The organism is Fictibacillus norfolkensis, from assembly GCF_014836645.1.
GTDB classification, from domain to species: Bacteria; Bacillota; Bacilli; order Bacillales; family Fictibacillaceae; genus Fictibacillus; species Fictibacillus norfolkensis.
Map to the genome: position 1 here is coordinate 98,276 of NZ_JACSQM010000004.1, position 12,465 is coordinate 110,740.

11 protein-coding genes are annotated in these 12,465 nt (G+C 39.1%); 10 read left to right on the top strand and 1 reads right to left on the bottom strand.

Annotation, left to right across the window (positions count from 1 at the left end; genetic code table 11):
• The first annotated feature begins 3 nt into the window (after window positions 1-3).
• From H9648_RS10635 to H9648_RS10675, 9 genes are all read left to right on the top strand, one after another.
• The gene (locus H9648_RS10635) at window positions 4-2,802 is read left to right on the top strand and encodes a 1,4-alpha-glucan branching protein domain-containing protein (protein WP_191753824.1); all 2,799 of its coding nucleotides are present in this window, start codon (window positions 4-6) and stop codon (window positions 2,800-2,802) included.
• Window positions 2,802-5,213: a sugar phosphate nucleotidyltransferase gene (locus tag H9648_RS10640; protein WP_191753825.1), complete on the top strand. Its 2,412-nt coding sequence runs from the start codon at window positions 2,802-2,804 to the stop codon at window positions 5,211-5,213. Before H9648_RS10635 ends, H9648_RS10640 begins: the two co-directional genes overlap by 1 nt.
• Before the next feature lie 3 nt (window positions 5,214-5,216).
• Window positions 5,217-7,199, top strand: coding sequence for a glycoside hydrolase family 15 protein (locus H9648_RS10645; protein WP_191753826.1), 1,983 nt, complete (start codon window positions 5,217-5,219; stop codon window positions 7,197-7,199).
• 99 nt (window positions 7,200-7,298) lie between these two features.
• A complete protein-coding gene (gene rpmG, locus H9648_RS10650; RefSeq protein ID WP_066242361.1) occupies window positions 7,299-7,448 on the top strand; it encodes a 50S ribosomal protein L33 in 150 nt (49 codons plus the stop codon).
• Between the two features lie 107 nt (window positions 7,449-7,555).
• Window positions 7,556-8,113: a 5-formyltetrahydrofolate cyclo-ligase gene (locus tag H9648_RS10655; protein ID WP_191753827.1), complete on the top strand. Its 558-nt coding sequence runs from the start codon at window positions 7,556-7,558 to the stop codon at window positions 8,111-8,113.
• The gene (locus H9648_RS10660) at window positions 8,114-8,899 is read left to right on the top strand and encodes a DUF92 domain-containing protein (protein ID WP_191753828.1); all 786 of its coding nucleotides are present in this window, start codon (window positions 8,114-8,116) and stop codon (window positions 8,897-8,899) included. It abuts the gene before it with no gap.
• A complete protein-coding gene (locus H9648_RS10665) occupies window positions 8,884-9,489 on the top strand; it encodes a molybdenum cofactor guanylyltransferase (protein ID WP_191753829.1) in 606 nt (201 codons plus the stop codon). The genes H9648_RS10660 and H9648_RS10665 overlap by 16 nt, the downstream gene beginning before the upstream one ends.
• 44 nt (window positions 9,490-9,533) lie before the next feature.
• Window positions 9,534-9,710 (top strand): hypothetical protein, encoded by a 177-nt coding sequence (locus tag H9648_RS10670; RefSeq protein WP_191754092.1) that lies wholly within the window; start codon window positions 9,534-9,536, stop codon window positions 9,708-9,710.
• A 2-nt stretch (window positions 9,711-9,712) separates the two neighbouring features.
• Window positions 9,713-10,438 (top strand): HAD family hydrolase, encoded by a 726-nt coding sequence (locus tag H9648_RS10675; protein ID WP_191753830.1) that lies wholly within the window; start codon window positions 9,713-9,715, stop codon window positions 10,436-10,438.
• On the opposite strand, the gene H9648_RS10680 is transcribed toward H9648_RS10675, so the two are convergent.
• Window positions 10,419-11,282, bottom strand: a complete 864-nt coding sequence (locus H9648_RS10680) for a hypothetical protein (protein ID WP_191753831.1) — start codon at window positions 11,280-11,282, stop codon at window positions 10,419-10,421. The two genes, H9648_RS10675 and H9648_RS10680, sit on opposite strands and share 20 nt — an antisense overlap.
• A gap of 116 nt (window positions 11,283-11,398) precedes the next feature.
• Between H9648_RS10680 and H9648_RS10685 the strand changes: the two genes are divergently transcribed.
• Complete coding sequence (locus tag H9648_RS10685; protein ID WP_191753832.1) at window positions 11,399-12,442, top strand: M42 family metallopeptidase; 1,044 nt, start codon at window positions 11,399-11,401, stop codon at window positions 12,440-12,442.
• The last annotated feature ends 23 nt before the right edge of the window (window positions 12,443-12,465 follow it).

Sequence of the window (12,465 nt, forward strand, 5' to 3'; positions counted from 1 at the left end):
AACATGTCTAACGGGTATTTTTCATTAGTCTTGCACGCTCACCTTCCTTATGTGAGGCATAAAGAAGCGAATCGATTAGAGGAAAGATGGGTATTTGAGGCACTTACTGAGACATATATCCCGTTGTTATGGGTACTCGAAGAACAGCCTGAAGCCTTGTCTTGGACCTTATCATTCTCACCTCCTTTGTTGGAGTTATTAAACGATCCAGTCATTCAAAAACGTTATTTAGAACATTTAGACCTTACGATAAAACTTGTTAAAAAAGAAAAAAAACATTCCTCAAATAAAGAAGAAGAAAAGATTATCGCGTTTTACGAAGAACGATATAAAAGAATCATGGAAACGTATCAAGAATTCGATTGTAAAGTTACAGATGCTTTTAAACGCTATATGAAACTTGGGAAGGTTAATTGCATCACTTCCTCTGCAACCCACGCATTCCTTCCCTATGTTCAAACTGAACAAGGAGTTAAAGCTCAAATCTTTGCGGGCGTTCAAACCTTTGAAAAGTATTTTGGTGAAAAGCCTAAAGGATTCTGGCTACCAGAATGTGCTTACTCTCCCGGTATAGATAAAGCGTTAGCTGATGCGGGTATACAGTTTACTTTTGTAGATGAAGAAACTTTACTTCGAAGTAAGCCTGTTCCATCAAAAGGTATTGGAGCACCTGTTTATTCTCCACATGGGGTGGCACTGTTCTCACGAAATCAATGCATCTCAGAAACGATATGGAATTCTTCTGTTGGTTATCCGGGTGATTTTGATTATCGAGAGTTTTATCGAGATGTTGCTTATGAACGGGAGAACGAATATATAAAGAGCTTCATACATCCGGAAGGAATTCGAGTTGATACAGGTTTGAAGTATTGGCGAATAACTGGGGAAACGGAGAACAAAGACTGGTACCAAAGAGACTGGGCATTAAATAAAGTACAGAATCATGCTAATGATTTTTGTCATCGTATTAAAGAATATCTACATACCAACGAACAATCTTACCCTCCTCAATTAATAACTGCACCATTTGATGCAGAACTATTTGGACACTGGTGGTTTGAAGGACCAGAATTTTTACTTCAATCCATGAAAGTTTCAACAGAACAAAACATCACGTGGATCACACCTCAAGAATTTTTAATAAGACATTATCAAGATCTAGAGACTGTAAGACCATGCTTTTCAACATGGGGCAGAAACCAAACAGGTGAAGTATGGCTGAACGAATCAAATGCTTGGATGTATAGACATTTGCATCATTGTGAAAGAAAGCTGGTCCAGCTCGCGGCACGTCTTTCACATGAAGAACCAAACATCGTTGTTGAACGATATGCAGATCAGATGGTTCGTGAATGGATGCTTGCTGCCAGCTCTGATTGGGCTTTTATCATTGAAGGTAACAGTGCTGCAGAATATGCAAATTCAAGGTTTCAAGAGCATATCGAGAACTTTAATGAACTGTATCGATCGATTGAAAATAAAACATATCATCCAAACGAAATAGCAGAGTTTGAAAACCAATACCCCTTCATGCTTACAAACGATTTGTGGCACTTTTTTAAGAATGAACATGATGAGTACGTTGCCTCCCACTATAAGGAACAAAAAGCTGAAGGCAAGAAGAAAATATTAATGCTTTCATGGGAATTCCCGCCTATGGTAGTGGGTGGATTAGCAAGACATGTATTTGATCTATCAAGAAAATTGGTGGAGCAAGGATCAGAGGTATATGTTATTACTTCTTCTGTTCCGGGATATCCAGAACACGAAGTAAATAATGGTGTCCATGTATACCGAGTTGCTAGGAAACAGCCAAATTTTGAGTCGTTTTTCCATTGGACAGGAAGTTTGAATATGGCCATCACTGAACAAGCACTGGCATTAGCAAATAAGTTTGATTTTGATTGCATTCATGCTCATGATTGGCTTGTCTCCGTTTCGGCACTAGCCATCAAGAAAGAATTAAACATTCCGTTGATCACCACGATTCATGCAACAGAACATGGAAGAAACAATGGGATTACATCACCCCTTCAATACGAGATCAATCAGAAAGAATGGGAACTGATGGATGGATCAGACAGTCTGATCGTATGCAGTGACTATATGAAGAATGAGTTAACTGGGGTCTTTAGTATTCCGGAAGAAAAGATAACGATTCTACCAAACGGTATAGATCCAGAACAGATCACATTCCAATCAAGTCCTTCTATAGAAGATAAAAACGATCATGACCTTCTTCTTTTTTCGGTTGGCAGGCTTGTAAGAGAAAAAGGATTTCAAACGATTATAGAGGCTGCAGATATTTTAAGGAATTCGGGCAAACACGTCAGGTTTGTGATTGCTGGAAAAGGTCCGTTAATGGATGAATTAAAAGAAATGATCAAACAGAAGAATCTTGAAGAATATGTTCATCTTGCAGGATTCGTTAGCGATGAGGAAAGAAATGAATGGTTTGCAAAAGCAGATGCTGCTCTTTTCCCGAGTCATTATGAACCGTTTGGCATTGTTGCACTTGAAGGGATGGCCGCAGGGAAGCTGACCATCGTTTCTGATACGGGTGGATTAAGAGAAATTGTTGACCATGAAAGGACAGGGCTAAAAATATACCCTAACGATCCAGGCAGTATTGTATGGGCTGTAGAATATATCCTTAGCAATCGTGATCATTGCCTAGAAATGGCAAAAAGCGGTGAAGAAATAGCTAGAACCGTTTTCAGTTGGGATTCTATTGCTGAAAAGACTGCAGAACTCTATACGATAGAAAAAAATAAAACATCAAAAGTGGGAGGTATCGTTTAATGAAGGGTGTAATTATGGCTGGTGGAAAAGGAACACGATTAAGACCTCTTACATGCAATATGCCAAAACCGATGGTGCCGATGCTTCATAAACCTGTTATGGAGTATGGTATCGAACTTCTTAAGAAATTTGGGATCACTGATATCGCCGTTACCGTTCATTACTTACCAGACGTAATTAAAAACTATTTTGGTGATGGCCGCAGCTTTGGTGTTAACCTTCATTATTTTGTTGAAGATTCTCCTCTCGGAACAGCAGGTTCCATTAAGAATGCTGAGGAATTTTTGGATGAGCGTTTTATTGTGATATCAGGTGATGCATTAACAGATTTCAACCTTGAAAAAGGAATTCAATTTCATGAAGATAAAGAGTCTCTAGCAACAATCTTTATGAAACAAGTAGATTCTCCTCTAGAATATGGTGTGATCATGACTAACCAAGAAGGAAAGATTATTCGTTTTCTTGAGAAGCCAAGCTGGAATGAAGTCTTTAGTGATACGGTAAACACAGGCATCTATGTACTCGAACCAGAAGTGTTCCAATATATTGAAAAAGATGTGCCAGTTGATTTTAGTAAAGATTTGTTTCCGCTGCTTATGAAAGAAGATAAAAATTTGTTCGGTTATCAAGCAGAAGGATATTGGTCTGATATCGGGAGCCTTCAGCAGTATCGTCAATCGCATTATGATATGTTGAACGGTTTAGTGAATCTACCTTTTGCAGGAGAGGAAAAAGAGCCTGGTGTTTGGATCGGTGAAAATGTTTTTATTGAAGATGGAGCTGTGATCGAAGCACCTGTCAGCATTGCAGATGGAGCAGTGATCAGGAAGGGCTCTCATATCGGAAAACTATCTGTTGTTGGAAAGAATAGTGTAGTAAGCACTGGAAGCTCTTTAAAGAAAACGGTTCTATGGAACGATGTTTTTGTAGGAGATCAGTGTGAATTAAGAGGAGCAACGATCGCAAACGGTACGAAAGTAGAAAAAGATGCTTCTGTCTTTGAACATGCGGTAGTTGGTAACCATTGTACGATTGGTAGAAACGCTACCTTAAAGCCAGATGTAAAGATCTGGCCAGAAAAAGAGATCTTCGAAGAAGCTCTTGTTCACACTTCGATCGTATGGGGAAAAAAAGCTACAAAATCTTTGTTTGGTTCTAGAGGCGTCTCTGGAATCGCAAACGTTGAGATCACACCAGACTATATTGCAAGACTTGCATCAGCCTATGGAGCTGTTCTTCCCTATGGGTCACAGATCATCATCGCAAGTGATTCACATGACTTTTCAGTTATGATTAAACAATCTTTTATCCAAGGACTTCATTCTTCTGGTGTTCATACGGTTGATATTAGCCCTACAGTTGCACCAGTCGTTCGTTTCTCAATCGAGGAAGAACGTTTAGAAGGCGGTGTTTACGTAAGGTTCTCGAACCCTACGGGAGAAAAACAACTGATGATCGAATTCTATGATAACAAAGGACTTCCGATTCATTCTGATCTTGAAAGAAAGATTGAGAATGCCTATTGGCAGGAAGATTATAGACGTGCTTCATTTGATCGTATCGGAAAAGGTGCTGTTCAAGCGAACAAACATGAAGATTACATTTCTGCTCTACTAGAAGAAATCCAAGAAAAAGGGATTCAAGAAGCTAAGTTTAGAGTAGTGGTAAATTACAATCACCAGCCGTACCTTAACTTTATTCCTAATCTATATAATCGATTGAACTGTGAGATCCTCACCGCTCCATATCAGACGAAGCCAGAGGAAATGGCATCTTTTGTAAGAGTAACAAATGCCAATATCGGTGTTTTAATCGGAGAAGCGGGTGAAACATTGCGTCTCATTACAGAAACTGGGGAAGTGTTGGATGAAGAGACTATGCTTGCTCTCTACGTTTTCACAGCATTTTCGCAAGGTAAGCAAAAGGAGATGGCTATCCCTGTATATGGATCATCTGCTTTAGATTCCATTGCTGAGCGTTTAAAAGGTAAGCTGATCCGTACGAAAGCTAACCCGCGTTCAATCATGGAAGTAGGAGATGGTGTTCTAAATTATCAATACGATGCTCAATATGCATTTGTTCATATCTTAGAGATCATGGCGATGCAGAAGATCACACTATCTGAACTCGTCAATATGCTTCCTGATGTGCATATGTTAAGAGAATATGTACCTTGTCCAAAAGATAAGAAAGGCCGAGTAATGCGCAGACTGATGGAGGATATCCGTGACAATAATGTAGAATTGCTTGATGGGATTAAAGTTTTTCATCCTGAAGGAGGATGGACACTTATCCTTCCAGACGTAGAACAGCCTGTTTTTACCGTGTACTCTCAGAATACGGATCCTGAACAAGCGAAACAAGCGGCATTACAATACATTGAAAAAATTCAGTTATATCAGCAGGTGTAACAGATGCCTAGACATTTGGTTTTAGGAAACGGAAAATTATTGATCAATTTAGATGAATATTTGCAGATCAGAGACATCTATTTTCCTTATGTCGGTCAGCAAAATCATGTCCAAGGACACGTTAACCGTCTAGGAGCCAGTATCAATGGCTCCTTTTCTTGGCTTTCTTCAAAGGAATGGGTGATCGAGCCAGGTTATCATTTAGACTCGCTCGTTACGCTCTCATACGCCAAAAACGTAAAGGAAGGCATAACGCTGAAGATTGAAGATGCCGTTCATCAGAGAGAAAATATGTTCATGCGAAGAATTACCGTTTTAAACGAATCACATGAAGAAAAAAGGATCAAAATTTTCTTTCACCAAGATCTTTCTATTTATGAAAATGAAGTGGGAGATACAGCCTATTTTGATCCCGAAAAATCTGTGATCATCCATTATAAAAAGAATCGGTACTTTTTGTTCGCAGCTTCATTCGATCAAAAAGGGATCGACCAGTACACAACAGGTGTTAAACGTTTTTTAAGTGCAGAAGGAACATGGAGAGATGCAGAAGATGGCCATCTTCATGTGAATCCTATCGCTCAAGGATCTGTGGATAGCACTTTCTCTGTGCAAGGTATAGTTCCGCCACATGGAAAAGGAGACGTTAACTATGCTTTAACCGTTGGGAAAAGTAGAGAAGAAGTCTTTTCGCTCTATGATTACCTCATGGAGATCGGTCCATCCTTAACGCTAGATAAGATCGATGTTTACTGGAGGAGATGGGTAAACAAAACAAAGATCAATCCATGCAACCTTTCTGATGAACTTCTTGATCTATATAATAGAAGTTTACTCATCATTCGTACACAGACCAACGAGAACGGTTATATCATAGCGGCTAATGATTCTGACATTCAGCATTATAACCGAGACCATTACAGTTATATGTGGCCGAGGGATGGGGCGTTAATCGCTGCTGCTGTTGCAAAAGCGGGCTTTCATGGAATGGTGAAGAACTTCTATCGAAGATGTGCAGATGTTCTAACAAAAGAGGGATATCTTCATCATAAGTATAACCCTGACGGTTCGATTGGATCATCGTGGCATCCAATGATCGATAAAGAAGGGTCAAGCCAGCTTCCAATCCAAGAGGATGAAACTGCACTTGTACTTTGGGCGTTTTGGGAACATTATAAAGAAACAGGAGATATTGAGTTTGCTCAATCTCTCTATCGGTCATTAGTTCGTCCGAGTGCAAGATTCTTGCTTCAATATATGCAAGAAGAGCTGGACCTGCCGTTGCCTTCTTATGATCTTTGGGAAGAAAGAAGAGGTATCTTTACTTTTACAACAAGCTCTGTGTATGGTGGTCTAATGGCTGCATATTCATTCGCGACGCTCTTTGGTGAGGATGATCGAGCAGAGAGGTATAAGAAGGGTGCAGACCGAATAAAAGCAGGAATGGAAAAGCATTTGTATGATGAAGATTCAGGAAGATTTTTACGAGGTATCTATCTGTTGGATGATAACGCATATAAAAAGGATTTCACGATGGAATCCAGCATGTATGCTCTCTTTGCGTTCGGCGTATATCCTGCTGATGATGAACGGATTGTCCGAACGATGCAGCAGATGAATGAAGAGTTGAGCATTAAATCGGGTGTGGGCGGGATTGCGAGATATACAAATGACTATTATTTTCAGCAAACGCATGACATGACAAGAGCTCCTGGGAACCCTTGGTTAATTTGCACGTTATGGCTTGCTAAATGGTATGTTCAATGTGCGAAATCCCTTCAAGATCTAGAGCGTCCACATGAAATTTTACGCTGGGTTCATGAGCATAGCTTTTCTACAGGTGTCTTACCTGAGCAGCTTCATCCGTTTACAGGGGAAGCTTTATCCGTAGCCCCTCTCACTTGGTCACATGCTACTTTTATTGATGTTCTAAAAGAATATACAAAAGTCTATGAGAAACTTTCGCAAAACTCACTTGCTCGTTAGAAAAGAATTTGTTATCATGTTATGGTATGGTTTAATAGAGAATATGACTGTTAGTAACCATGATAATGTACTTTGGTAAAGATGTGGAGGGAAACAACAATGCGTGTAAACATTACTTTAGCTTGTACTGAAACTGGTGATCGTAACTACATCACTACAAAAAACAAGCGTACGAATCCAGACCGTTTAGAGCTTAAAAAATACAGCCCGCGTTTAAAGAAATACACAGTTCACCGTGAAACTAAGTAATTTCACGTAGAAGCGCCTGAGACCCATGCAAATGAGGGATCAGGCGTTTTTTCATGCAATCGAACCATGATAAGATAAATAGATCACGTTATAGAGGTGTTTAATTCATGGATAAAATACAATGGCGAAAAGAGTTAAAGAAAGTACTGCTCTCAATGGGAAAAGAAGAAAGGAAAGCAAAAAGTAAAGCGGTTTCGAATCTATTATTTCAGACAGACGAATGGAAAACAGCTGATTGTTTTGGGATTACAGTCTCGCGAGGATTTGAGCTCGATACATCTTACATCATAGATCAAGCATGGAGGGAAGGAAAGACTGTCGCTGTGCCAAAGTGCTACTCTAAAAATAAACAGATGGAGTTCAGAGAAATTCGTTCATTTGAAGAATTAGAAAATGTATACATGGATCTTTATGAACCTAAGTTAGAAGTTACCTCTAGAGTAGTGGCATCTCAAATGAATATGATTATCGTTCCAGGTCTTGTGTTTGATCGTGAAGGGTACAGAATCGGTTATGGAGGCGGGTACTTCGATCGCTACTTACAAACTTATTTTGGATCAAAACTTTCACTTGCTTATACATTGCAAACAACGACATCCGTTCCACATGAAAACTTTGATATTCCAGTAGATAAAATTATTACGGAAGATGGTCGGTTTAAGTAGATGATCTTTTTACTAATGGGTATCGCTCTTCTTTCCATAATGTCAGCTTTATTCAAATGGCTGACGATTGCAGGAAGTGTAATCGCGTTTATATTGGGAGTAATCATAAATAAAGCATTCGGTTGGCAAGGTTTGATCATACTCGGTCTGTTTTTCATAACTTCTACCCTTTTGACAAAATGGAAGAAAGATAAAAAGCAGGATCAAGACGCATCGCACACCGAAGACAAAAAAGGAAGGTCTGCTTGGCAAGTGCTTGCCAATGGTGGAGCAGCTCTACTAGCAGCAATAGGTCACCTGACACTTTCAGATCCTGTTTGGCTTATCGTGTTTGCGGCTACCTTTGCGACAGCTACAGCAGATACGTGGGCTTCAGAGATCGGTGTCCTTTCAAAACGAAGACCATTTCATATTAAAGAGTGGAAGAAGGTTAAACCTGGTTTATCAGGTGCAGTATCAAGCCTGGGAACAACGGCAGCAGCGACAGGAGCATTATTAATAGGCTTTAGCTTTTATTTTCTTTATGACACAACGATTACCATTCTGATGTGTATTGCGATCTCTGGATTCTTAGGGAACGTTGCAGATACCCTTTTTGGGGCTTGGTTTGAACAAAAGTACGTTTGTTCCATCTGTAAAAGAGAAACCGAAAGCCACGTTCATTGTGGTGCCAAGACGGTAAAAGTATTTGGGTCTGCGTATTTTACAAACAACCTTGTGAATTTTTCATCGACGATTATTGGAGGTCTGATTGCGGGAGGTTTATACATATGGATCATAAGTTGAAGGTGATAGGCGTTGTCCTTGCAGGCGGGGAGTCTAGAAGGTTTGGAAGTCCGAAATTGTTCGCTGAATGGGGCGGTGCTACTTTTTTTGAAAAAGCCCTGAATACGATCACTCCATTTTCAGATGAGCTTGTAGCTGTCGTTCGCAAAGAATGGATAGGGAGTTTAGAGCGAAAGCATTCTCATTCTGTTGAGATAATTTCCGATGTTGAATCTTTTAAAGGTAAAGGTCCCTTAGCGGGAATATACAGTGCGATGATGAGAACAAAGGGAGATTATTATTTGATCACCCCTTGTGATATGCCTAGAATGAGTAGCGGTATGTATAAAAAATGGTTGGAAACGGCTTTTGAGCATCCGATGTATGATTGCATCGTACCGGTATTAAACGGAAAAGTATACCCACTTAACGGTATATACAAGAGATCATGTCTTCATGAAATGAAAGAGAATTTAATGAAGGATAACTTAAAGGTTTTATCTTTATTGAGCCGTAAAAATACGAAATACATAGAAGTGCGAAAAGAAGAGGCTCACTTTTTTGAAAATGTGAATACAAAAGAGGATCTTTTAAATCTACGAGACGAATAAAAATCGCATTCCAAACAGAAAGTAGTAGCAAGGAGGTTTTTTACATGAAAGGATTCGTGATTAAAAGCTTTTTGATATTCCTTGCTATTGCGCTCGGTTATAGAATGAGATACCGATTGATGAACAGCGCTCTCGGCAATCCCTTAATTCGTCGTTTCTTAGTTGGAAGTGCCATGTCATTTCCAGGGCTGCGATCTAAAATGATGGATGAGATCATTTGACCATGCGATTGAAAAAAGCAGCATTTTTCTTTGATTTAGACAATACGCTGTTCGATTATGAAGCCTCCTTTAAGAAGGCTTCTTTATTTGCATTTCGTTCCATCTTTTCTTCAGGTGAGCAAAATAACAAGTTAGAAGAAAAATGGTTTCCTCATTATAAAACGTTCTGTGATTTTTATTGGCAGGCTTATGAAAAAGCATGGATCACCCGAAAAGAATATCAAAAAAAACGTCTGTCATCTTCTTTGCGTGCAGTAGGAATAAGGAATGTTAATGAACAAGAGGTCCAGCGATATCAACAGCGTTTTGAAAGAAATATACACCATTTTGTAGAACTCTATCCTTGGATACAGGATATGATTCAAATCTTAAAACATAATGAAATCATGTACGGAATCATCTCTAATGGAGAAGCTGATGTTCAGAGAAACAAAATAAAGCATCTAAACCTCGATATTCCTGAAAAACAAATTTATATTTCATCGGAAATAAATGTAGCTAAACCTAGTCCGGAAATCTTCCATCTTGTGAGAAAAAATGTGAAAGCAAGTGCTTTCTGCTATGTTGGTGACTCATATTCATTAGATATGGTCCCAGCTATCCAAGCAGGGTGGACTGCTATCTGGTGGAATCCTTCGATGCTTGATGTAACGAATGACAAAGTTCCTCATTATAACTGTTATTCAAGCGATGAAATAGTAGAAGCCATCATGAGATATATTGAATGAGCTGGATGTTCTCCCCATTCGTTGTTTGGAATAGAACGAATAGATATTTTTTGTCTTTGCTGATTAAGATGAAAGGCATTGAACTTCCGATCGGACTTATTCTCTGTCCATTCTTTGTAGTAATTCCTAAAAAATAATTTTTGTATAATCCTTCCCAGAGCTTCCCGATAATTTCCTGACTTTTAGATAGAGAGAACCCAGATAGCGGTTTGTTGTTAAAGTCAGTTAACGACTCTAGAGAGATCACGTTATATTCATCGAGATTTATCTGATAGAAGTTTGTTGTTTGTGTAAGTGTTTGCTGCAGATATTTATTTGTTTTTTCATCCAGATCATTTTTAGCTTTTCGTTCAGTGCTATCCTTAGGAATCTTAAAACCTGAGAACGATTGACCAAGTTTTGCTGCATATAAAAAATCATTACTCATTCTTTGTACAGAACGATATTTCTCCTCACTAAGATGGATTTCTCCTTGATGATAGGAGATGGCCTCCCAAAGCCCCGGTATCGAACTTAAAACATCCTTTTCAAGGTCAATTGCATCTGCAGAGGTTTTCCACTCTGTCATCTTATTGTTAAGCCTTCCGTTCTCGAAAATCATCGCCATGTCTTGTCTGAGATAAACACGTTCAGAAGTAATTGAGTTCACTTTCCAAAATAAGTCATAATTTGATGAAGTACCATTTAAGAAGGAAAGCTTCGTTTCTGCTTCTTTAAAAGAGAACGTACTATCCAATGGAAAGAAAGTAATGCTTTCGCGTGCTTCTTTTTTTACAAACGGCTGGTAGATGATACCTATTACAAGTATAATAATTAACAGATAAATTGAAATTTTCCACTTCATACAAATCAGCCTCCCTTTCGGACAACTTGTTCCTAAATTCTATGCAACCCTGTCCAAATTAGAAGGCCTGAGTTAAAGAAAACGTGTGGAGCGGTTAATCGAGAGGGGTTAGATTAATGGAAGTTGAAACAAAAGAGATCGTAAGCTATTTGAAAAAACTCGTACATATCCCAAGCCCATCTGGGAATACAGAAGCCGCAATCAATTTTATGAAATCATTCTTTGAAGAAAATCAGGTGATATATAAAACAACCAATAAAGGTGCTGTCATCGCGACCATTCCAGGTGAAAATGATTCAAAACACCGCCTGCTGACTGCTCATGTTGATACGTTAGGTGCTATGGTAAAAGAGATCAAAGGCGATGGCCGTCTTAAATTAGACTTAATCGGCGGGTTCTACTGGAATACGATTGAAGGCGAATATTGTTCAATACATACGAATTCAGGAAAAGTGTTCAACGGCACGATTATGATGCACCAAACAGCTGCTCATGTTTACAAAGGAATGAATGAACTAAAGCGTGATGAAAAGAACATGGTAGTTCGCGTAGATGAAGAGTTTCATTCTAAAAAAGATGTTGAAGAAGCGGGGATTTCTGTTGGGGATTTTGTCTCTTTCCATCCTAGATTCGAACAATTAGAAAGTGGGTTTGTGAAGTCGCGTCATCTAGATGACAAAGCTAGTGTTGCGATCTTAATGCATGTGATCAAACAATTGAAGACTCAATCAACCAAGCTGCCTTATACGACCCACTTTTTGATCAGTAATAACGAAGAGATCGGATATGGCGGTAATTCAAACATACCAACTGAAACAGTGGAGTACTTAGCGGTAGATATGGGTGCGATCGGTGATGGTCAGGCAACAGACGAATTTACTGTAAGTATCTGTGCAAAAGACTCTGGTGGACCCTACCATTATGGGTTAAGAAAACATCTTGTTGGTTTGGCAGAAAAACATAATATCGGATATAAAGTTGATATCTATCCTTACTATGGTTCAGATGCAACAGCAGCCATTCGCGCTGGAGCCGATATTGTGCACGGCCTGATCGGACCTGGGATCGATGCATCTCATGCTTTTGAGCGAACACATATCAAATCATTAAAAAATACAGCAGAGCTTATTCACACTTATTTGAAGTCTCCTCTAGTTTAGCCTTCAGCCCCTTAGCCATAGCT

Bases quoted from the DNA above. Each gene is read 5' to 3' on its own strand.
- H9648_RS10645 (WP_191753826.1), top strand. From the start codon at position 5,217: ATGCCTAGACATTTGGTTTTAGGAAACGGAAAATTATTGATCAATTTA.
- H9648_RS10635 (WP_191753824.1), top strand. From the start codon at position 4: ATGTCTAACGGGTATTTTTCATTAGTCTTGCACGCTCACCTTCCTTAT.
- H9648_RS10655 (WP_191753827.1), top strand. From the start codon at position 7,556: ATGGATAAAATACAATGGCGAAAAGAGTTAAAGAAAGTACTGCTCTCA.
- H9648_RS10670 (WP_191754092.1), top strand. From the start codon at position 9,534: ATGAAAGGATTCGTGATTAAAAGCTTTTTGATATTCCTTGCTATTGCG.
- H9648_RS10680 (WP_191753831.1), bottom strand. From the start codon at position 11,282: ATGAAGTGGAAAATTTCAATTTATCTGTTAATTATTATACTTGTAATA.
- H9648_RS10665 (WP_191753829.1), top strand. From the start codon at position 8,884: ATGGATCATAAGTTGAAGGTGATAGGCGTTGTCCTTGCAGGCGGGGAG.
- H9648_RS10660 (WP_191753828.1), top strand. From the start codon at position 8,114: ATGATCTTTTTACTAATGGGTATCGCTCTTCTTTCCATAATGTCAGCT.
- rpmG (WP_066242361.1), top strand. From the start codon at position 7,299: ATGCGTGTAAACATTACTTTAGCTTGTACTGAAACTGGTGATCGTAAC.
- H9648_RS10675 (WP_191753830.1), top strand. From the start codon at position 9,713: ATGCGATTGAAAAAAGCAGCATTTTTCTTTGATTTAGACAATACGCTG.
- H9648_RS10640 (WP_191753825.1), top strand. From the start codon at position 2,802: ATGAAGGGTGTAATTATGGCTGGTGGAAAAGGAACACGATTAAGACCT.
- H9648_RS10685 (WP_191753832.1), top strand. From the start codon at position 11,399: ATGGAAGTTGAAACAAAAGAGATCGTAAGCTATTTGAAAAAACTCGTA.